Below are 20,810 nucleotides of genomic sequence, written 5' to 3'. Positions count from 1 at the left end.
GGGCCGGTACCCGCGCTGTCGCGCACGGCCAGCCAACGGTCGGCAGTGATCCCGGACATCATCTCGGCCGAACCCGAACACCGGGGCGAGTGTCACCCGCGCAGGCGGATCAGCCATACTGCCCGCCGTGGAGCAGACCAGAGGTCCGAACATCCCGCTCGTACAGGCCGCCGGCATGGATCCGGCATACGTCCCCGGCATCCTCGTGCCGGAACCCGATGGCGACGACAGAACCGAGGCCGCGGCCTCCGGGACCGGCGGTGCGTCCGACGCCCCGGCAGACGCGCCGACCGGCACCGTGCCGTCGCCCGCCACGGCCGCGGAGGAGTCCGCCACCGCTACCGACACCGACACCGACACCGACACCGATGACGACGAAGTCGACGACGACGAAGCCACCGAAGGCTCCGGCGAGGGCCGGGTGTTCGAGGCGGCGGACCGCAGGGGGTCGATCCGGGCGGACCGGCACGGCCTCGCCTTCCGGCTGGACGACACCGAGGCCGAGTTCCGTTGGAAGGAGATCCGTGCGGTCGAGATCGACGTCCCCAAGTGGGGGCGTCGCTTCGGCGTCACGGTCTACCTGTCCGAGCGCCGCTGGTTCGAGACGTGGGCCGACGCGCCCAGCCGACGCCAACTGCGGTCCTGGAGCGATGAGTTCGACGCGATCCTCGACGTCTACTTCGAACCCGGCAGCGAGAAGCACGACTCCGCGGACGACTAGGCGTTGATCCCGGCCGTTGCTTCGACGGCACGATGACGAAAGGCCGCCGACGACAAAAGGCAAGGAGCGCCCGCTCCTTGCCGCTTCCAAGCTATAGCGCACGGGGGGCCTTGCGGCAAGGCCCCCGTCGTGCCGCAGAATCACCGCCTTGAGCCGGAAGTCACGGGGATGGGTGTGTTGATGATCGACGTCATCGTCGTCGGCGGCGGGCCGACCGGACTGATGCTGGCCGGCGAGCTGCGGCTGCAGGGTGTACGGGCGCTCGTGCTGGAGAAGGAGGCGGAGCCGAGCGTGCAGACCCGCTCGCGCGGCCTGCACGTGCGCAGCATCGAGGTGATGGACCAGCGCGGTCTGCTGGACCGGTTCCTCGCGGTCGGCAGGAAGGTCACGTCCGGCGGGTTCTTCGCCGGCCTCGCCACGCGGTGGCCGGAAGGGCTGGACACCGCCCATTCGTACGTCCTGGCCATCCGGCAGACCGACACCGAGCGCCTGCTGACCGAGCACGTCACCGGACTCGGCGTCGAGATCCGGCGCGGCTGCGAACTGACCGCGCTGAGCCAGGACGACGACGGGGTGACCGCCGAACTGGCCGACGGGACGCGCTTGCGCTCGCACTACCTCGTCGGCTGCGACGGCGGACGCAGCACCGTGCGCAGGCTGCTCGGCGTCGGCTTCCCCGGCGAGCCCTCCACCGTCGAGACGCTGCTGGGCGAGATGGAGGTGGCCGCGCCGCCGGAGGCGGTGGCCGCCGTGGTGGCCGAGGTCCGCAGGACGCAGGAGCGGTTCGGCGTCATCCCCGAACCCGGCGGGCGGCACTGCCTCGTCGTTCCGGCCGACGGGGTGGCCGAAGACCGCGCGGCGCCGACCCAGGAGGAGTTCAGGGAGCGGCTGCGGGCGGTCGCGGGCACCGACTTCGGCGTGCACTCGCCGCGCTGGCTCTCCCGCTTCGGTGATGCCACCCGGCAGGCCGAGCGGTACCGGGTGGACCGGGTGCTGCTCGCCGGTGACGCGGCGCACATCCACCCGCCGACCGGCGGGCAGGGTCTCAACCTGGGCATCCAGGACGCGTTCAACCTCGGCTGGAAGCTCGCCGCCGAGGTGAACGGCTGGGCGCCTAAGGGGCTGCTCGACAGCTACCACGCCGAGCGGCACCCGGTGGCCGCCGACGTGCTGGACAACACCCGCGCGCAGATGCATCTGCTGTCCACCGAGCCGGGTCCGCGGGCGGTGCGCCGACTCCTGTCGGAACTGGCCGGCTTCGAGGAGGTGAACCGGCACCTGATCGAGAAGATCACCGGGATCGGGATCCGCTACGACTTCGGCACGGGCCACGAACTGCTCGGCCGGCGGCTGCGTGACGTCGGGCTGACGCGGGGGCGGCTGTACGGGCTGATGCACGGCGGCCGCGGCCTGCTCCTCGACCAGGGCGGGGCGTTCTCGGTGGCGGGCTGGGAGGGCCGGGTCGACCATGTCGTCGACGTCAGCGGGGAACTCGACGTCCCCGCGGTGCTGCTCCGCCCCGACGGCCACGTGGCCTGGGCCGGAGCGGACCGGCGCGAGCTGCGCGCCGCACTCCCGCGCTGGTTCGGCGCCCCCGCTCACTGACCCGCCGAGGCTGCGCACAACACCCCCTCACCGGGCGGTATCACGTTACGTCGACGGGGAGTTGCCCAAGGTGACCGACCGGCCGACTGGCATCCGCCACGCCCGGGGCCGAGACTGCGAGTACGACACACACATTCTCCGATACCGGACAAAGGACCCACCCACCGTTTCCGGATCGCGCGCTCGGACGTCGGCCGAGGCCGTGCCGCCTCGGCGCCCGGCTCGCTCGCACGTGGTCCGCACCCTTCATGGAGCCGCCATGGCGGACATCCCGGTCGACGTCCTGACACCCGACCCCGACCCCGACCCTGACCCCGGCCCCGATCCCGTTCCCGGCCCCGGCCGGTCCGCGGCCACCGGCCGGGAACGGATCCTGGCCGAGGTACTGGCCCCGGTCGTGCAGACCGAGCGGGTCCCGCTCGACAGCAACTTCTTCACCGACCTCGGCGCGGACTCGATGGTGATGGCGCGCTTCTGCGCCCGGCTCAGGAAGCGCCAGGACGTGCCTCCCGTCTCGATCAAGGACGTCTACCGCCACCCGACCGTCAGGAGCCTGGCGGCGGCCCTCGCGGACGCCCCGCCTCCGGCTGCCGCCCCGGCTGCCGCGTCCCCGGCGGAGGCTCCGTACGGACCGGGCGCGCCGGGTGGCCCGAGGGGTACGCCGCGCTACGCGCTGTGCGCGACGCTGCAACTGCTGTTCTTCCTCGCCTACTCCTTCGCGGCGGCCCTCGTCCTCGCGGGCGGCGTGGAGTGGATCGCGGGCGGCTCGGGGCTGCTCGGCACCTATCTGCGGGCGGTCGTGTTCGGGGCCGCCGTCTTCCTCGGGGTGTGCGTGCTGCCCGTCCTGGGCAAGTGGGTGCTGGTCGGCCGGTGGCGCCCACGGGAGATCCGCCTGTGGAGCCTGGCGTACGTCCGCTTCTGGTGCGCCAAGACGCTGATCCGGGCCAATCCGCTGGCGCTGTTCGCCGGGTCCCCGGTCTACTCCCTCTATCTGCGGGCGCTCGGTGCCAGGATCGGCCGGGGCGTCACGGTCCTCACCCGTCACGTACCGGTCTGCGCCGACCTGCTCACCGTCGGCGACGGCACGGTGATCCGCAAGGACGCCTACCTCAACTGCTACCGGGCGCAGTCCGGGGTGATCAGGACCGGGCCGGTCACACTCGGCAGGGACGTGCTGATCGGCGAGGCGACGGTGCTCGACATCGGGACCTCCATGGGCGACGGCACCCAGCTCGGCCACTCCTCCTCGCTGCACGCCGGCCAGTCCGTGCCCGACGGGGAGCACTGGCACGGGTCCCCGGCGCAGCCGACCGCGGTCGACTACCGCCGCGCGGCCGGCCCCGCCCGGTGCGGCACCCTCCGCAGGGCCGCCTACGCGGCGACGCAGGTGCTGACGGCCCTGATCGTGTACGTGCCCCTGGCCGTCGGCGGCGGCGTCCTGCTGGTCGCCGCGGTCCCGCAGTTCCGCTCGCTGCTGCAGCCCGGACCCACGGCGCTGACGAGCTGGACGTTCTACGCCGACGCGCTGGCCGCGTCCGCGGTCTTCTTCTTCGGCGCCGTCGTCCTGGGAGCCCTGCTCTCCGTGACGGTCCCGCGCGTGCTGAACCTCGTCGTCCGGCCGGACCGCGACTACCCCCTGTTCGGCTTCCGCTACGGGGTGCACCGCGCCGTCGGCTTCCTCACCAACCGGCGCTTCCACAAGGTCCTGTTCGGTGACAGCTCGGCGATCGTCCCGTTCCTGAGCCGCCTCGGGTACGACCTGGGCGACGTCGAGCAGACCGGCTCCAACTTCGGCCTCACGGTGCGGCAGGACACCCCCTGCCTGACCAACGTGGGCCGGGGCACGATGATCGCCGACGGGCTGTCGGTCATCAACACCGACTACACCGGCACGTCCTTCCGGACCTCCGAGGTGACGATCGGCCCCCGCAACTTCCTCGGCAACTACATCGCCTTCCCCGCCGGGGGCAGGACCGGCGACAACTGCCTCCTGGCCACCAAGGTGATGGTCCCGCTCGACGGGGAGGTCCGCGAGGGCGTCGGCCTCCTCGGCTCGCCCAGCTTCGAGATCCCCCGGTCCGTCCTGCGGGACAGCAGGTTCGACCACCTCGTCGAGGACCGCGCGACCTTCCGGCGCCGCCTGGCGGCCAAGAACCGGCACAACGCCGCCACCATGGCCCTGCACCTGGGGTCGCGGTGGCTGTTCTTCTTCTCGGTCGCCCTGGTCGTGTCGGCCGCGGCGGACCTCTACGGCACGTTCGGGCCGGCGGTGATCGTGCTCGCCAACGTCCTCACCGTGCTGTTCGCCGTCGCCGACATGGTGCTGACCGAACGCGCCACCGCGGGCCCGCACGGCCTGCGGCCGCTGTACTGCTCGATCTACGAACGCCCCTTCTGGCGGCACGAGCGCTACTGGAAGATCACCAACCCGACCGAGGCGATCGCGGTGTTCAACGGCACGCCCTTCAAGACCGTGGTCTGGCGACTGCTCGGCGTGAGGATCGGCAGCCGGGTCTTCGACGACGGCTGCTACGTGCCGGAACGGTCCCTCGTCAGCATCGGCGACGAGTGCGTCCTCAACGAGGGCACCCGCATCCAGTGCCACTCGCAGGAGGACGGCACCTTCAAGTCGGACCGCACCACGCTGGGAAACCGCTGCACCGTCGGCGTCGGCGCTCTCGTCCACTACGGCGTGACGATGGGCGACGAAGCGGTCCTCGCGGCCGACTCCTTCCTGATGAAGGGCGAGGAGGTGCCGGAGCGGGCCCGCTGGGGCGGCAACCCGGCCCGGGAGATGCCGGACGCCGTGGCCGGTGCGCCCGGCTGAGACCGCGGCGCGGGGAACCTTCGGGCGGCACCCCTCGTTTCTACAGCGCTGTAGAAAACGCGGGAGCCCGGTCCGGGATGCGGTCCGGGCTCCGCCGAGACCTGGAGCGTTCATGCCCCTGTGGGACCGCATCAAGGAATCCGCCGCCACCATGCAGACGCAGCTCGTGGCGAAGAAGAACGACCTCAAGAGCGGTGCCTTCCGTGACGCCGCCATGGCGATGTGCGCGCTCGTCGCCGCCGCCGACGGCAGCATCGACCCGTCGGAGCGGCGGCGGGTCGCCCAGTTGATCGCCACCAACGAGGTCCTGCAGAACTTCGACGCGGCCGACCTCCATCGCCGTTTCGACGACAACCTCGCCCGGCTCACCGCGGACTTCGACCTCGGCAAGGTCAGCGTGCTGCAGGAGATCGCCAAGGCCGCCAAGAAGCCCGCCGAGGCGCGCGCGGTCGTCCAGATCGGCATCGTCATCGGCGGCGCCGACGGGGACTTCGACAAGACCGAGCAGGCCGTCGTCCGCGAGGCCTGCCACACCCTCGGCCTGCCCCCGCACGAGTTCGACCTCTAGGCCGTGTCGTCAAATGCCCTCCCCCAACCTTCGGCCGGGGGCGCCCCCACCCAGCGGCGCTCCCCCAGCTCCGCCGGGAGGTGCCCCCACGCCGCGTTGCCGAATCGTCCGAGTAGCCCACTACGAGGACGACTCTCCGCCTTGCGATGCACCGCACCTGGGGGCACCGCCCAGCGTCAGCTGGGCGGTGCCGCGGAGCCCGCCCTCCGGGCGGTGGGGGGCACCTCCCAGCGGTAGCTGGGGGAGTTCATGTGACGACACGACCTAGCCCCGCCCGCGCGGCCCACGGCCGAGGACCGGGTGCTGCCGTCCGCCCCGGCGGCAGCACCCCCGGCCCGCGGCGCTACAGCGGCGTGGCCGCGTGCAGGATGAGGAACAGGGTGACCGCGGAGTTCGCGGACGAGAGCGCCGAGGCCGCGGTGCCCGCGGCGGCGCCCCAGGCGGCCAGGCCCACCGCCGTGAAGACCGGCGGCCAGACGCGTCCGGCGGGGGCGGGCGCCAGCAGGGCGGCGACGCGGCGCGGTACAGGCCCGGCGGTCGCGAACCCGGCGAGCCCCGCGGACCCTCCGAAGCCGGCGAGCCCCGCGTGCCCGACGCCCGGGGTCCCCGCGGAGACGAGCGCGGCCCTGCCGATCGCCAGTGCGACGGTACGGCGGCTGCCGACCGCCTGTGCGGCCTCCTCGTCCGCCCACCGCTCGGTGGTGTAAGAGACCGCGGTACGCAGCGGCCGCAGGAAGGGGTTGGCCCGCGCCGCGAGCTGCACGGCCAGCAGGAACCGGTGGTGGCGGCGGGCCAGATGCGAACGCTCGTGGGCGAACAGGGCGCGGCGTTCGGCCGCCGTCAGCGTGCCCAGCATCCCGCTGCTGACCACGATCCGGGGACGCCGGCCGGGCAGCGCGTACGCGTACGCCACGCCGTCGGGCAGTACCGCGACCGGCCCCGCCGGCAGGCCCTCCAGCGCGCGCCGGGCCCGTACGCGGACGCCTCGGTGCCGCCGCACCGCCCGGGCGCACGACCCGAGCACGAGGATCAGGGCCGCGATGGCCGCCTTGCCGGCGACCTCGTCGTACGGGACCGCCGCGCGCACCTCCGGGTCGGACCACCCGTCCGGCAGCGGATTGCCCGGCAGTTGCGCGGTGCCGACCACCACCAGCAGCGCCAGGCAGAGCGTGCTGCACAGCGCGAGCACCCCGGCGGCCGCGGACAGCAGCCAGGTCGCCGTACGGGGATGCAGGTGCTGCTCGGCCAGCCGGGCCACCGGCCACGCCGTCAGGGGCAGGACCAGCGGCAGGAAGACGAAGACCCCCATGTCCGGCGCTACTCCTCGGCTTCCCCGGCCTGGTCCAGCAGTTCCCGCAGCATCCGCTCGTCCTGCGGCAGCAGGCCGGTCACGAAGCTGGCCAGCACCGCCTGCCGGTCCTGCTCCCCGTCCAGCACCTTGCGCATGCGCAGCGCCGCCAGGTCCGCCTGGTCGGCGGTCGGCGTCCACACGAACGAGCGGCCGGCCCGCTCCCGTGTCACGGCGCCCTTGGCCAGCAGCCGCGTCAGGATGGTCACCACCGTGGTGTAGGCGAGGGCGCAGCCCAGTTCCTCCTGCACCCATGCCGCACTCGCCGGTCCCGGCGCCGCGCGCAGCGCCGCCAGCACCTCGGCCTCCAACTCGCCCTGACCTCGCCGCCTGCCGTGCACCCGGTCCCTCACCCCGTCTCTTCCGGCCGGCCACGGCATCCGCCGCGGCCGGGGCGGTTCATCGTAGCCAGCGGCGGCCGTGCGCCCTGGCCCACACCTACTACAGTGCTGTAGTTTCCACAGGGTCGTCACCACGGGCGCACCGGCGCCCCGTCCAGCCGGAGGGAACCGCCCGATGTTCGGCCTCAGCGAACTCGCCCTGCTGCTCATCGTGGTCGTCGTCCTGATCGGCATCAGGAAGCTCCCCGACCTCGTCCGCTCCGCCGGGAAGGCCACCCGGATCCTCAAGAGCGAGGCCGCGGCCATGAAGGCGGACGCCGACCCGGCCGCCGAACGGCCCGCCCCGCAGGTCATCCGGGCGGCGCCCGGGGACGTGATCCGCAGGACCGACGAGGCGGACGGCACCGGCCGCTGAGCCCTCCCCGGCCCCTCGGCCGAGGCCCTGACGGGATTCGAGATCGCACCGGTCATCCTCGCGAGCGGCTGTGCCGCCGGAGGCGCGTACGACCGGCTGCGCAAGGCCGCGGCCGGGCGGCGCAATGCCCGGCGGCAGGGGCTGAACGTGCCGGAGCCGGCGTGCGGTTGCGGAGACCACCTCGCCTGCCAGGACGCGCGCGACGGCCTGGGCTACACCTCCGTCCCGGCGCGGTCCGGCGCCAAGGGCGCGGACACGGCCGAGGATGCGGGCAAGGACGGGAACACCGGCCCGGACCTGCGGTGTCCGGGCCGGCGGTACTCCGGCCCGGAACCTCCGGCGACCCCGTACGAGCCGAAGGAGATCGCCGCGCCGCCCGCGGGAGGTCCCGCCGGCTGACGCCTCAGGCCGCCTCCCCGACCGCCATGGCGGGGCCGACGAGTTCCTCGAGGACGTCCTCCATGGTGACGTAGCCGAGCAGCGTGCCGTCGTCGCCGGTGACCGCGGCCAGGTGCGTGCCCGCGGCCCGAAGGGCGGTGAGGGTGTCGTCCAGCGGGGTGGTGGGGCGCAGCCGGATGACGGGGTGGAAGGAGCTCCGGGGGAAGGGGCGGTCGCGTTCGGCGACGCCGAGGGTGTCCTTGATGTGGAGGAATCCCAGGACGCCGCCGTAGGCGCTGGTGACCGGCAGGCGCGAGTAGCCGGAGGCGGTGGCGGTCCGCTCCAGTTCGTCCGGGGTGACCCGCTCGCCGACGGTGACCATGCGGCCGACCGGAACGAGGATCTCCCCCACCGGACGGCTGCCCAGTTCCAGGGCGTCCCGCAGGCGCTCGCCACCGGAGGCGTCGAGCAGGCCGGCGGCGCTGGAGTCCTGGACCAGCCGGGCCAGTTCGTCGTCGGTGAAGACCGCCGCGACCTCGTTCTTCGGTTCGACGCGCAGCAGCCGCAGCAGGGCGTTGGCGAAGGCGTTGACGCCGAAGACCACCGGCCGCAGCGTGCGGGTGACGGCCACCAGCGGCGGGCCGAGCAGCAGCGCGGAGCGTTCGGGCGCGGCGAGCGCGATGTTCTTGGGCACCATCTCGCCGACCAGCATGTGCAGGTAGGTGGCCACCGTCAGGGCGATCACGAACGAGATCGGGTGCACCAGCGCGTGCGGGACGTGCGCGGCCTCGAAGCCCGGCTCCAGCAGGTGCGCGATGGCGGGTTCGGCGACCGCGCCCAGCACCAGCGAGGAGACGGTGATGCCCAGCTGTGCGGTGGCCAGCAGGGCGGACAGGTGCTCCAGGCCCCACAGCACCGTGCGGGCGCGCTTGTCGCCTCCTTGCGCGCGCGGCTCGATCTGGCTGCGCCGCACGGAGATCAGGGCGAATTCGCCGCCCACGAAGAAGGCGTTCGTCAGCAGCGTGAGGGCGCCGACGGCGAGCTGCAGCGCGGTCATCGGACGTCCTCCGCAATACGTGCGACACGGACCCGCTCGGCCACGTGGTGGTCGACGCTGAGCACGGTGAAGCGCCAGCCGCCGACCTCCGCGGCGTCGCCCCGGGCGGGGATCCGGCCGAGGGTGGCGGCCAGCAGGCCGGCGACGGTCTCGTACGGCCCGTCGGACGCGGTCAGGCCGATGCCGGCGAGCTGGTCCATGCGGATGTTGCCGTCGGCCTCCCAGGACCCGTCGCCCGCCGGGGCGAGGTCGGGCCGCTGCTGGGGGTCGTGCTCGTCGCGCACGTCGCCGACGACCTCCTCCACGACGTCCTCGACGGTGACGACACCGGCGGTGCCGCCGTACTCGTCGATGACGACGGCCATGGTGCGGCGGCTGCGCATCCGCTCCAGCAGCCGGTTCACCGGCAGGCTGTCGGGGACGAGCAGCGGGGCGGTGGCCAGCGCCCCGACGGGTGTGCCGGCGCGCTCGCCGGCCGGGAGAGCCAGCACGTCGCGGATGTGGACGGTGCCGATGACCTCGTCGAGGCTGTCCCGGTAGACCGGGAAGCGGGACAGGCCCGTGGACAGCGACAGGGCAGCGGCGTCGGCGGCGGTCGCGTGGGCCTCCAGGGCCCGTACGTCCACGCGCGGGGTCATGACGTTCTCCGCGGTCAGCTCGCTCAGGTGGAGGGTGCGGACGAAGAGCTCGGCGGAGTCCGGTTCGAGCACGCCCTCGGCGGCGGAGTGGCGGGCCAGGGCCCGCAGCTCGTCCGGGGTGCGGGCGGAGGCCAGTTCCTCGGCCGGTTCCAGGCCGAAGCGGCGCACCAGGCGGTTCGCGGTGTCGTTGAGGTGGTTGATCAACGGCGAGAAGGCCGCCGTGAAGCCGCGCTGCGGCCCGGCCACCACCTTGGCGACGGCCAGCGGGCTGGAGATCGCCCAGTTCTTGGGCACCAGCTCGCCGATCACCATCAGCACCACGGTCGAGACGACGACGCCCAGGACGGTCCCGGTCATGGACGCGGCCCCCTCGGGCAGGCCGACGGCCTCGATCGGGCCGCTCAGCAGAACCGACAGGGACGGCTCGGCGAGCATGCCGATGACCAGCGAGGTCACCGTGATGCCCAGCTGCGCGCCGGACAGCTGCAGGGTCAGCCGCCGCACGGCCTTGAGGGCGCCGTCCGCGCCGCGCTCACCGGCGGCGGCGGAACGTTCCAGCTCGCCGCGCTCCACCGTGGTCAGGGAGAACTCCGCCGCGACGAACACCGCGCAGGCCAGGGTCAGCAGCAGGGCCAGCAGGAGGAGCAGGACTTCGGTCACCGTGTCACCCCCGTTCCCACGCCTCGGCGGGCCTCTCGGGGGATGACACGGTCGGTACTCGGGGGATGGTCCATCGCGGGAACCGCGGCTCCTTCTTCGTGCTCGGTACGGCAGGTTTCACCCATGGTAAAGGAAGCGCAAAGGCGGTCGTCAATGGAGACGGGCCTTCTGCCGTGGCCCCGGCGGGCCCCGCGATCGGACGAAACCCGCTCGGCCATGCGAGTGTCTTGGGAACTTCTTTACCTGACGCGGTAGTTCTTGCGGGTGGCCCGCAGGGGGCCGACGGAACCCCAGGTGAAGGAGCGAACGCCGCAATGGTGTTCAAACGGCCACGGGCGGACGACAGGGAATCCTGACCCGCTCGCCTCCCGGCCTTCCGGCGGGCCGTGCCGCGGCCGGCGGCACGGCCCGCTCACCGCGGCCCGCTCCACCGGGGCCGCACCCCGTCCGTCCGGCCACCGCCATCGTCCGACCTCATGTCGCGCACGTCCCCCGGGCGGCTCCGCCGCCGGGCCGTGCCGTCCCGACCATCCGTGGAGTCACCCCCCGATGTCCTGGTTCGAAGCCGCCGTCCTCGGCCTGCTGCAGGGGCTCACCGAGTTCCTGCCCGTATCCTCCAGCGCCCACCTGCGCGTGTTCTCCGCCCTGGCCGGCTGGAAGGACCCGGGGTCCGCCTTCACCGCCGTGACGCAGCTGGGCACCGAGACGGCCGTGCTGATCTACTTCCGCCGCGACATCGTCTCGATCGTCAAGGCCTGGACGACGTCCCTCTTCGTCCCCGACCGGCGCAAGGACCCCGACGCCCGCATGGGCTGGTTCGTCATCGTCGGGACGATCCCCATCGCGGTCCTCGGCGCCGTCTTCCAGCACAGCATCGAGACCTCACTGCGCGATCTGCGCATCACCGGCACCGTGCTGATCCTCTTCGGACTGGTCCTCGCCGTCGCCGACCGCACCCGGGCGATCCGCAAGGCCAAGCCCATCAGCGAGCTGACGCTCCCGCACGCCCTCGGCTACGGCTTCGCCCAGTCGCTCGCCCTCATCCCCGGTGTGTCCCGCTCCGGCGGCACGATCAGCGCGGGGCTCTTCCTCGGCTACAGCCGTGAGGCGGCCGCCCGCTACTCCTTCCTGCTGGCCATCCCGGCGGTGCTCGCGTCCGGCACCCTGGAGCTGTTCAAGATCGGCGGCGAGACCGCCCCCGCCTGGGGCCCGACGCTGCTCGCCACCGGGATCGCCTTCGCCGTGGGCTACGCGGCCATCGCCTGGTTCCTCAGGTACGTCTCCACGCACAGCTTCACGCCGTTCGTGATCTACCGCGTGCTGCTCGGCGCGCTGCTCATCGGGCTGGTCGCCGTCGGCGCGGTCGCACCGGGCGCGGGCGACGTGGGCTGACGGTCCCGGCTCAGTCCTCGTCCTGCGCGTCGTCGTCGCCCTCGCCGTCGCCGTCGCCCTCGCCGTCGCCGTCGCCCTGGTCGTCACCCCGGTCCGCGGACGGTGTGACGGCCTGGGGCGAGGACCCGGCCCCTTGGGTCGGGCTCGCGCCCGGACCGTCGGTGGGGGTCTTGGCGGAGCTGCTCTCCGGTGAGAACCAGACCATGCCGAGGATCACGGCCACCACGAAGGCCACCACCCCGGCGATGGCGCTCGCGACGCGCGGCCGGTAGCGGATGAACTCGCCGGGGCTGCGACGCTGGGCCGGGGCCGCCCGCCGCCTGGGCGCCGCCGACCGGGTGCCGCGCGCGGACCGCGTCGCCGGCGGCCGCACGAGCGCCGAGGTGGCGGCCCTGGTCCCGGCGTCGTTCGGGGTGGCGTTCGCGGCGCCGCGCGGCGCGACGGTGGCGGGCGGGGGGACGGGGTGCGCGCGCCAGGCGTCGGTGCGGAACCAGTCGGCCACGTCCCGGGCCGTCGGCCGGTCCTCGGGCTGCTTGGCCAGGAGCCCGAGCAGATAGCCCTCGAAGGCCGCGGGCAGGTCGACGCCCCGCTGCGAGGGCGGCACGGGGGCGCTGTCGATGTGCTGGTACAGCAGGGCCGTCGGGCTGTCGCCCTGGAACGGCGTACGGCCCGTGAGCAGTTGGTAGAGGACGCACCCGAGGGCGTAGACGTCGGAGGCCGGCCCCGCGTTCTGGCCCAGGGCCCGTTCGGGGGCGAGGTAGAGGCTGGTACCGACGATCTGCCCGGTCATGGTGAGCGCGGCGGCCGGATCGTCGACGAACCGGGCTATGCCGAAGTCGCCGATCTTGAGCGAACCGGCGGCGTCGAGCATCAGGTTGCCCGGCTTGATGTCGCGGTGGACGATGCCCTGCTGGTGGGCGGCCGCCAGCCCCGCGGCGGCCTGCGCGGCGACGACCGCGACGTGTTCGGCGCCCAGCACGTGGCCGGCCTCCAGCAACTGGGCCAGGCTGTCGCCCTCTACCAGTTCCATCACGAGGAAGAACCGCCCGTCCCAGGCCCCGAAGTCGAAGACCGCCACGACGTGCGGGTGACCCAGACGCGCCGCCGTCTGCGCCTCCAGCCGGAAGCGCGCGGCCGCGGAGGCGTCCGAGCCGTCGCCCAGCAGGAGCTTCACCGCGACGGGACGTCCCAGCACCTCGTCGGTCGCCCGCCACACCTCGCCCATGCCGCCGCGGCCGATGGGCGCGTCCAAGCGATACCGATCCGCCACCAGCACGTCGTACGACCTCGATCCCGCGAGCCAAACCAGACCCCCCTTAAGGTACTTCACCCGCACACTCGCGGTGACCTGCGGCCGCAACCGCCGGGGACTCGCCCCTCACCGGGGAACCCCGGGTCGGCCGCCCCCGCCCGCCGGGCGAAGTCGCCCGCCGCCCTGAGGAGTTGACGCATCGGAGCCGCCTGCCGGGTCGCGCCCGGCGAGGTCGGCGGGCGCCTCCTCGGACCACGGGAGCGGGTGGACGGCGATGCCCTGCGAGGGGGCGAGGGCCGCGGCCTCCCCGCGCCGGCCGTGCCACCCACCCGGAGTGACGCGTCTCCATCGCCTCCCGCTCAGGGGTGCCGGACGCGAAGTACGTCGTCTGTCCCGGCTCGCCCGGACACCCGCACCCGTCCGTCGGCACCAAGCGCCGACGCGATGATCACCTGCAACCGCAACGGGCAGCGGCGCCCTTCCCCGGGACCGGCGGCCGGCACCCGGACGGGCACAGCCTCCACGCTGCGGCGCGGGACACGGCGGGGTCCGGCCCGCGCGGTGCCGAGCCGCATCGGCGGCCCGGCTCAACGACGGCGGTCCCAGGCCGCGTTGTGCAGGAAGTAGGTGTCGTACCGCTCCTGCACCTCCAGCAGGCTCTCCGGGGTGACCTCGCCCAGGGCGATGCGCTGCAAGTGGCGGAAGTACTCGAAGCGTTCGACGCCCGGGGTGATGACGATGAGCATGTCGGCGTCGCAGCCGGGCGCCGCGGCGAAGGCGTGGGGGCGCCCGGGCGGGACGACGACCAGGTCGCCGGCGCCGGCGGTCACGACCTCGTCCCCGGACAGGAACCGGGCCTCGCCGTCCAGCATGTAGAACATCTCCGCCGACCTGTCGTGCCGGTGCGGCCGGGCGCCGTCGGCGCCCCCCGTCAGGGTCACGCGCTGGGTGGACAGCGCGCCGCCGGTCGCGCTGCTGTCGGCCAGCAGCCGGACGGTGGTGGGGGCGCGGCCGATCACCTCGGCCTCGGTGGAGCGGACGATCACGGAGGCGTCGAAGTCGGGCACGATCAATGACATTGCGGGCTCCTTGTCCGGACGATCTCGGGTCTTGCGGGGCCTTGCGGGGTTCTGACGGGCTGCGGGAACCGCCGGGTCACACGGCGAAGAGCAGGGCGGCGCTGACGAGGACGACGACCGCCGTGGCGAAGTGGATGCCGAAGGCGACGGCCTTGGTGCCGCCGTGCCGCAGGACTATCAGGGTGTCGCCGAGCGGGGCGAGCGCCACGATCAGCATGAACCAGGCCTCGGCGCGGGCACCGGCGAAGGCGAGCAGGGCCAGGCCCATCACCCCGAAGGTGGCGTCCCGCAGGCCCTTGACGGCCAGGTAGGCGCCGGCTCCCTCCCCCTCGGCGGGCACGCCGTAGGCGGCGGCCGCGGGGCGGGGCTGGAGCAGGAACCGGGCTCCGATGAAGAGCACCAGGAGGTCGAGCACGATGGCCAGGGTGTACGCGGTGGTGGTCACGTCCACATCTCCTTGCTAGCAGCGCTAGGGACAAGAGCGAAGCTAGCAGAGCATCGACAGAAGGTCTAGCGGTGCTAGAATTTCACGCATGACGATCCGGACGCGCCGGGAGCGCGAGCGAGCCGAGCGCGAGCAGCTGATCATCACGGCCGCGCGGGAACTGGCGGAGGCCGAGGGCTGGGACGCGGTCACCACACGGCGGCTGGCCGCCGAGATCGAGTACAGCCAGCCCGTCCTCTACAGCCACTTCAAGGGCAAGGACGCCATCATGGCCGCCGTGGCGGTGGAGGGGTTCGCGGAACTGGCCGCCGGGCTGCGGGAGGCGCGCGCCGCGGTGACGGGGCCGCGGGAGACCCTCGCCGCGGTGGGCGGGGCGTACACGGCGTTCGCGCGACGGCGGCCGGCCCTCTACGACGCGATGTTCACGCACCACGTCGGTCTGCCCTTCGCCACGCCCGAAGCCCCGGCGGCCCTGCGCGAGGCCTTCGGTGAACTGCTGCGCGCCGTGGAGCCGGTGGCGGGCGCCGACGGCGCGCCGGACCTCCTCACGGAGACCTACTGGGCCGGGCTGCACGGCCTGGTCACCCTCATGCGCAGCGGCCGACTGCCGGAGGAGGCGCACGAGCGCCGTCTCGCTCTGTTGAACGCCCGCTTCGCCGGCGGCGGTTGAGCCCGGCGCCGGAGGCCCCGCCCCCTCAGGGGACGAGGACGGTGAGCGAGGTGCCGGTCACCGCGAACCCCAGCCGCTCGTACAGCCCGCGGGCGGGATTGGCGTCGCTCACCGCCAGGCCGATCCGTGCGAGACCGCCCGTCGCCGCGTCCGCCAGCACCCGGCGCAGCAGCAGGGAACCGAGACCGGCGTAACGCGAATCCGGCTGCCGGAAGACCGTGGCGACCCACGGGAGGCCGTCTCGGTCCGTCACGACGACCCCGGCGACGACATGGTCGGCCCCGTCGACCGCCAGGGTGCTGCACGGCAGGACCGGCCCGAGCACGGCGCCCGACAGCACCGGGGCCAGCTGTACGTCGAGGGCCTCCTCGTCACCGCCCTCGTGGTGGTCGGGGTGACCGGCTGCGAAGGCGGCGCGCCACGCGGGGAACAGCTCCCGGGCCGGGCGGTCGCAGGGGACGGCGCGCAGCCCCTCGGGCAGCGGCCACGAGGCCCACTCGGGCGGCGGGGGGTCGGCGACGAGGTCGCGCTCCATCCCATGGGCGTGCCGCAGGACCCGGGCGCCATGCCGGACAAGCCGCTCCCCCAGTTCGACGGAGCCCGACACCGCCCACCCCGGCAGGCCCGCGAGCACGGCCGGCACGGGGTCCGGTCCCACCGCTTCCGCGAGGTCGGCCCAGGGACGGCCGTCCCTGACCCCCTCGACGTACGTCAGTTGCGGCACTCCCCCCGGCCCGCGCAGGACCAGGCGTTCTTCCTCGTGCACGGCCACTCAGTATCCGCCCGCCGTTGTCGCCATCGCTCTCATGCGGCCCATGCTGCGGGCCGCCCGCCGGTGCGCGCAAACGATTTGCGGTCGGGGGACCGCCGCGGCGCACCGGCGCGCGGGACGGTCAGACCCGCGCGGCGGGGTAGGTCGGGTACTCGACCTCGGAGACGTGCTGGACGACCCGGATGACCTGGCAGGAGTAGCCGAACTCGTTGTCGTACCAGAGGTAGAGGATGGCGTTGTCGCCGTCGACCTTGGTGGCGCCGGCGTCGACGATCGAGGCGTGGCGCGAGCCGATGAAGTCGCTGGAGACGGCGTCGGGGGCGCTGATGAAGTCGATCTGGCGCTTGAGCGGCGAGGTCAGCGACACCTCGCGGAGGTGGTCGAGGACCTCCTCGCGGGTGGTCTCGCGGGCGAGCTGCAGGCTGAGGATCGCGATCGAGACGTCCGGCACCGGCACCCGGATGGAGCTGCCGGTGATCCTCGCCTTGAGGTCGGGCAGCGCCTTGGCGACGGCCGAGGCGGCACCGGTCTCGGTGATGACCATGTTGAGCGGCGCCGAACGGCCGCGGCGGTCGGAGCTGTGGTAGTTGTCCAGCAGGTTCTGGTCGTTGGTGAACGAGTGGACCGTCTCGACGTGGCCGCGCAGCACGCCGTACTCGTCCGCCATCGCCTTCAGCGGCGGCACGATCGCGTTGGTGGTGCAGGAGGCGCAGGACAGGATCCGCTCGTCCGGCTTGATCATGTCGTGGTTGACGCCGTGGACGACGTTGGGGACGTCGCCCTTGCCCGGCGCGGTCAGGACGACCTTGTCGACGCCGGGACGCAGGTGCTGCGAAAGCCCCTCGCGGTCCCGCCACTTGCCCGTGTTGTCGATGAGGATGGCGTTGTTGATGCCGTACGCCGTGTAGTCCAGCGACGCCGGGTCGTCGGCGTAGATCACCCTGATCGCGTTGCCGTTGGCGATGATCGTGCTGTTCGCCTCGTCGACGGTGATCGTGCCCTGGAACTGGCCGTGGATGGAGTCGCGGCGCAGCAGCGAGGCGCGCTTGACGAGGTCTTCGGCGGCCCGGCCGGAGCCCTTGCGGACGACGACGGCGCGCAGCCGCAGGCCGTTGCCGGAACCGGACTTCTCGATCAGCAGCCGGGCGAGAAGACGGCCGATGCGGCCGAATCCGTAGAGGACGACGTCGCGCGGCTCGCGGCGCTCGATCTTGTTGGCACCGGTGGCGCCAGCGACCGCCCCGGCGGTGAACTCCTCGACGGACAGCCCGCGGTCGTCGGCCCGGTACGTCGCGGCGAGCATGCCGAGGTCGATCTGGGACGGGCCGAGGTCGAGCGTGGTGAGGGCCCGCAGGAACGGCAGCGTCTCGGTGACGGAGAGCTCCTGTCCGGCGATCTGCCGGACGAAGCGGTGGGCCTTGAGGATGCTGATCACCGACTTGTTCACCAAGGAGCGGCTGTGCAGCAGGACGGTCACGTCCCGCTCCCTGTGCAGCTTCCCGATGATCGGAATCATCGATTCCGCGATCTCCTCGCGGTGCTTCCAGTCGGTGAACGAGTCCTCGTTGACAGTCACAGGCTTATCTTTCGAGCTAGGCGGTGCTCATATGTTAACCACACCGCCACCTCGTGCTTTCCGCGGGGCCCACCCGCCGTCGTTCAGGAGACCGCGACGACGCCCACCGCCGCCGAGCCGGTGTCCGCGCGCAGCAGGACGTCGTAGAGGTACCCGTCGCCGGCCCGCGGGGCCACGGTCGCCCGCGCCCCGGTCGGCAGCGCGCGGGAGACGGACTCGTGCCGCTCGCCCGGCGCCGAGCCGCTGACCGCCACGAGCCGCACCGAGGTCCTGCCGATGTTCTCGAACGTCACGGAACGGGTCCTGGGGCACGGCTCGTCGCCGTGCTCACCCGCGCAGTGGAAGCGGACGTCGCCGAATCCGACCAGCCCGCAGGAGACGTCGGTGGCGAAGGCGAAGTGCGAGGAGCAGACGGCCCCCACCCGCAGGTCCTGCACGGTCGCCCCGGCAGTCGTGTCACTGGTGCGCGACGCGTCCGCGCAGGAGACGGCGGACACCCCGAGGGCGGCGGTGGCGAGTGCTGCGGGCAGGAGTGCTGTGCGCACCTGTGGCTCCAGATGTGGTGCAGTCGGTGAGTCCCGCTCACCGGGGGCCCGCGCCGGACCGGGTCGGGCGAAAGGGCGGAAGGGGCAGGGGCCCGGACGCGGGTGGGGCCCGGAAGCCGTGGCTCACGGGCCCCACCCTCAGGCGTCGTACGGCGTCAGCGATCGTTGTGCGCGGGGCGCTGCGTGGCGATGACGTCGTTCGCGTAGACCAGCGCGGTGCGGTGGTTGTACTGGATCGTGTACATCTTCTTGGCGCCGAAGACGACCTTGCCGTCGGCCTTGAAGTAGTCGTCGGTCAGGGCCGGCGCCGCGGTGGCGACGTAGGCCTGGCCGGACGGGATGCTGTACATGCTCAGCGGGGCCTGGGTGGAGGCGCCGTAGCCGGCCGGGTACTCCGCGGCGTCCGGGTAGCTGGAACCGTACACCTTGGCGGGCGGCGTGGCGGGCGTCACGCCGGCCTTGATGATGGTGTAACCGCCGCGCGCCACGATGGTGTTGGCGCCGAGCGGGTTGTGGAACCACACCTTGCTGCCGCTGAACCAGATGGCGGTCCAGGGGCCCTCCTTGCCGGCGACCACGAACTGCTGGCCGGCCTGCACGGTGCTGCCCCAGTCGTTGATCCGGTCGGTGCCGTCGCCACCGGAGTGGATCGCCTGGTCCCCGAACAGGGGCGCGGTGGCGCTGGGGGCGGTCCGCACGAACAGGGAGTTCGACGCGTGCGTCACCTTGGTGCACTCGGGGGTGGCGCCGGTCGGGTCGTCGGACGGGCAGACCTCGACGGTCTGCTGGTTCCGCTCGAACCCGGGGGCGATGGTCACCACCGAGCCGATGTCACCGACCCCGTGCCTGCCCTCGGCCGGCGCGCCGACGAGAGCCATGAAGTGCTCCCAGTCCCAGCCGTCGGCCGGGTCCCAGTGCATGCCCGACACGGTCGCCGACGACGGGCCGACAACGTTGTCGTGGCCGACGATGTGCTGCCGGTCCAACGGGATGTCGAAGCGCTCGGCCAGGTACTTCACCAGCTCCGCGGTCGCCTCGTACTGCGCCTCGGTGTACCACTCGGCGCCGTGCGCGGCGAAGCCCTCGTGCTCGATGCCGATGGAGTGCATGTTGGTGGAGTAGTTGCCCGCGTGGAAGGCGATGTCCTTGGTGGGCATCATCTGCGTCACCGCGCCGTCCGCGGACCGCATCACATAGTGCGAGGCAGCCGAGCTGCCCGGGGTCTGGAAGGTCGCGATCGCGGACTCGTACGAGCCCTCGATGTCGTGGATGACGATCGAGTCGATCCGGATCCCGTTGCCGGGCCGGCTTGAGACCTGACCGTTGCTCGACGCCGCCGGCACAAAGGTGCAGTCCACGGTCGCCGGGCACTCGGTGTCCGCGGTCGCCGCGGCCTTCAGACGCAGCTTCGCCAACTGGCCTGTGGCGGGCTTGACCTGCGGCATCGCCGCCAGGGTGACCCGCTGCCCGTCCACGGTCGTGCGGCCCGCGCCCTTGGCCAGGGTGGCGAAGACACGGTTCGCGAACGCCTTGGCACCCTGCGCTTGCGAGGCCTGGCTGTACCGGGCGACCGCCCCGTACCAGTCACCGGCCTCCGCGGAGGCCGAACCGCCCGCGGCCTTCTGGTACGACGCCAGCAGCGCCGCGCCGCCCCGGATGTTGGCCGCCTCGTCCTCGCGCAGCTCCCGCGCGGACAGGCCGGTCAGCTTCGCCGCGGCCTGAAGCGTGTGCAGCGCCGGGTCGGCGACGAACGACGCGATGTCACTGCGGCCGACCGCTCCCGCGTCACCGCCGGACACCATCTCCGCCGTCACATCGGTCAGGTGCATCGGGCCGTAACCGCCGGTGGTGCTGTGCTTGCCGGCGTGCCCGTCCCACGCCGACTCCTGGTAGGCCACCGCCAGCAGCAGCTGCTCCGGCACGCGGTACTCCTCGGCCGCCGCGGCGAAGTCACGTTGCCGGGCGGTGTCCGCCGGCGCGGCACCGGTCGCCTGCGCCGTCAGCGGCACCGCCACCGAACCCGCGACCACCAGCCCGGCAGCTGCCGCCAGCAGGCCGGGCCTGCGCCGCCTGGCATGCCGGCGGTTTGATGTTTCTGATGTCATCAACGATCCCAAATCTTGAACGAATGGAGCCAATTCACCTGACGGCACTGCGATATGACGCACCGCCGGCCAGTGGAAGGCTCGCGGATTCTACTCACGACACTCCCCGCGGAACTGAGGCACCGTCACTATCGAGCCATTGCAGACCGGTTCGCCGCCGGACTCCGGACCGGGCGTCGGCACCGGCGCTGACCGGCCCCGACGTGGCAGCCGCCGGCACGCGGGGGTTCCCACGCCGGCAGCCGGCCGGATCGACCGGACGGTGAACGGGAAAGGCACGGGGTTCACCAGCCGAATTCCGGGCGCCCACCACAACTCCCGCCCCCGTGAAGGAAAGACGAAAGGGAAGGAAGGGCACAGGCCGGATCGGCGGAGGAATTCGGCCGGCACATCGCGGTCGTACGACGGCCCGGTGC

General features: G+C 72.9%; 19 protein-coding genes. 8 read left to right on the top strand and 11 right to left on the bottom strand.

Annotated features, from left to right (window positions below; all coding sequences use genetic code 11):
* Positions 1 to 127: 127 nt before the first annotated feature.
* From CHF15_RS16250 to CHF15_RS16235, 4 genes are all read left to right on the top strand, one after another.
* Positions 128 to 721 (top strand): hypothetical protein, encoded by a 594-nt coding sequence (locus CHF15_RS16250; RefSeq protein ID WP_089224523.1) that lies wholly within the window; start codon positions 128 to 130, stop codon positions 719 to 721.
* A gap of 180 nt (positions 722 to 901) precedes the next feature.
* Positions 902 to 2,326 (top strand): rifampin monooxygenase, encoded by a 1,425-nt coding sequence (rox, locus tag CHF15_RS16245; RefSeq protein ID WP_089224854.1) that lies wholly within the window; start codon positions 902 to 904, stop codon positions 2,324 to 2,326.
* A 259-nt stretch (positions 2,327 to 2,585) separates the two neighbouring features.
* On the top strand, positions 2,586 to 5,153 hold the full coding sequence (locus tag CHF15_RS16240; RefSeq protein WP_089224522.1) for a Pls/PosA family non-ribosomal peptide synthetase: 2,568 nt from the start codon (positions 2,586 to 2,588) through the stop codon (positions 5,151 to 5,153).
* A gap of 112 nt (positions 5,154 to 5,265) precedes the next feature.
* Positions 5,266 to 5,721, top strand: coding sequence for a tellurite resistance TerB family protein (locus CHF15_RS16235; RefSeq protein ID WP_089224521.1), 456 nt, complete (start codon positions 5,266 to 5,268; stop codon positions 5,719 to 5,721).
* A 343-nt stretch (positions 5,722 to 6,064) separates the two neighbouring features.
* Here CHF15_RS16235 and CHF15_RS16230 read toward each other — a convergent pair whose 3' ends face one another.
* Positions 6,065 to 7,030 carry a M56 family metallopeptidase gene (locus CHF15_RS16230; protein ID WP_089224520.1) on the bottom strand — a complete coding sequence of 322 codons (966 nt, stop codon included), beginning with the start codon at positions 7,028 to 7,030 and terminating at the stop codon, positions 6,065 to 6,067.
* An 8-nt stretch (positions 7,031 to 7,038) separates the two neighbouring features.
* Positions 7,039 to 7,449, bottom strand: a complete 411-nt coding sequence (locus tag CHF15_RS16225) for a BlaI/MecI/CopY family transcriptional regulator (protein WP_089224519.1) — start codon at positions 7,447 to 7,449, stop codon at positions 7,039 to 7,041.
* Between the two features lie 136 nt (positions 7,450 to 7,585).
* Between CHF15_RS16225 and CHF15_RS16220 the strand changes: the two genes are divergently transcribed.
* On the top strand, positions 7,586 to 7,825 hold the full coding sequence (locus tag CHF15_RS16220; RefSeq protein ID WP_089224518.1) for a twin-arginine translocase TatA/TatE family subunit: 240 nt from the start codon (positions 7,586 to 7,588) through the stop codon (positions 7,823 to 7,825).
* 147 nt (positions 7,826 to 7,972) lie between these two features.
* Complete coding sequence (locus tag CHF15_RS16215) at positions 7,973 to 8,224, top strand: hypothetical protein (protein WP_089224517.1); 252 nt, start codon at positions 7,973 to 7,975, stop codon at positions 8,222 to 8,224.
* A 4-nt stretch (positions 8,225 to 8,228) separates the two neighbouring features.
* On the opposite strand, the gene CHF15_RS16210 is transcribed toward CHF15_RS16215, so the two are convergent.
* Together CHF15_RS16210 and CHF15_RS16205 are read right to left on the bottom strand one after the other, a co-directional pair.
* The gene (locus CHF15_RS16210; protein ID WP_089224516.1) at positions 8,229 to 9,260 is read right to left on the bottom strand and encodes a hemolysin family protein; all 1,032 of its coding nucleotides are present in this window, start codon (positions 9,258 to 9,260) and stop codon (positions 8,229 to 8,231) included.
* Positions 9,257 to 10,558 (bottom strand): hemolysin family protein, encoded by a 1,302-nt coding sequence (locus CHF15_RS16205; RefSeq protein WP_089224515.1) that lies wholly within the window; start codon positions 10,556 to 10,558, stop codon positions 9,257 to 9,259. Before CHF15_RS16205 ends, CHF15_RS16210 begins: the two co-directional genes overlap by 4 nt.
* Positions 10,559 to 11,107: 549 nt before the next feature.
* Between CHF15_RS16205 and CHF15_RS16200 the strand changes: the two genes are divergently transcribed.
* Positions 11,108 to 11,950: an undecaprenyl-diphosphate phosphatase gene (locus tag CHF15_RS16200; protein ID WP_089224514.1), complete on the top strand. Its 843-nt coding sequence runs from the start codon at positions 11,108 to 11,110 to the stop codon at positions 11,948 to 11,950.
* 10 nt (positions 11,951 to 11,960) lie between these two features.
* Here the strand turns inward: CHF15_RS16200 and CHF15_RS16195 are convergent, their stop codons facing one another.
* From CHF15_RS16195 to CHF15_RS16185, 3 genes are all read right to left on the bottom strand, one after another.
* Complete coding sequence (locus tag CHF15_RS16195; RefSeq protein ID WP_245938894.1) at positions 11,961 to 13,175, bottom strand: serine/threonine-protein kinase; 1,215 nt, start codon at positions 13,173 to 13,175, stop codon at positions 11,961 to 11,963.
* Positions 13,176 to 13,789: 614 nt separating this feature from the next.
* The gene (locus tag CHF15_RS16190) at positions 13,790 to 14,281 is read right to left on the bottom strand and encodes a cupin domain-containing protein (RefSeq protein ID WP_089224512.1); all 492 of its coding nucleotides are present in this window, start codon (positions 14,279 to 14,281) and stop codon (positions 13,790 to 13,792) included.
* Between the two features lie 76 nt (positions 14,282 to 14,357).
* Positions 14,358 to 14,726, bottom strand: coding sequence for a DUF4267 domain-containing protein (locus CHF15_RS16185; protein WP_089224853.1), 369 nt, complete (start codon positions 14,724 to 14,726; stop codon positions 14,358 to 14,360).
* Between the two features lie 88 nt (positions 14,727 to 14,814).
* Between CHF15_RS16185 and CHF15_RS16180 the strand changes: the two genes are divergently transcribed.
* Complete coding sequence (locus CHF15_RS16180) at positions 14,815 to 15,396, top strand: TetR/AcrR family transcriptional regulator (RefSeq protein WP_089224511.1); 582 nt, start codon at positions 14,815 to 14,817, stop codon at positions 15,394 to 15,396.
* A gap of 25 nt (positions 15,397 to 15,421) precedes the next feature.
* Here CHF15_RS16180 and CHF15_RS16175 read toward each other — a convergent pair whose 3' ends face one another.
* The 4 genes from CHF15_RS16175 to CHF15_RS16160 all read right to left on the bottom strand — a co-directional run bounded on the left by CHF15_RS16175 (position 15,422) and on the right by CHF15_RS16160 (position 20,394).
* Complete coding sequence (locus CHF15_RS16175) at positions 15,422 to 16,162, bottom strand: GNAT family N-acetyltransferase (RefSeq protein ID WP_245938864.1); 741 nt, start codon at positions 16,160 to 16,162, stop codon at positions 15,422 to 15,424.
* A gap of 127 nt (positions 16,163 to 16,289) precedes the next feature.
* Complete coding sequence (locus CHF15_RS16170) at positions 16,290 to 17,744, bottom strand: glyceraldehyde-3-phosphate dehydrogenase (RefSeq protein WP_089224509.1); 1,455 nt, start codon at positions 17,742 to 17,744, stop codon at positions 16,290 to 16,292.
* A gap of 83 nt (positions 17,745 to 17,827) precedes the next feature.
* Entirely contained in the window at positions 17,828 to 18,289 is a 462-nt protein-coding gene (locus tag CHF15_RS16165; protein WP_089224508.1) for a hypothetical protein, read from the bottom strand.
* 155 nt (positions 18,290 to 18,444) lie between these two features.
* Positions 18,445 to 20,394: an N-acetylmuramoyl-L-alanine amidase gene (locus CHF15_RS16160; RefSeq protein WP_179279821.1), complete on the bottom strand. Its 1,950-nt coding sequence runs from the start codon at positions 20,392 to 20,394 to the stop codon at positions 18,445 to 18,447.
* Positions 20,395 to 20,810 lie beyond the last annotated feature (416 nt).

The organism is Actinacidiphila glaucinigra (assembly GCF_900188405.1).
GTDB lineage: Bacteria > Actinomycetota > Actinomycetes > Streptomycetales > Streptomycetaceae > Actinacidiphila > Actinacidiphila glaucinigra.
This window is presented reverse-complemented; position numbering and strand designations above follow the sequence as displayed.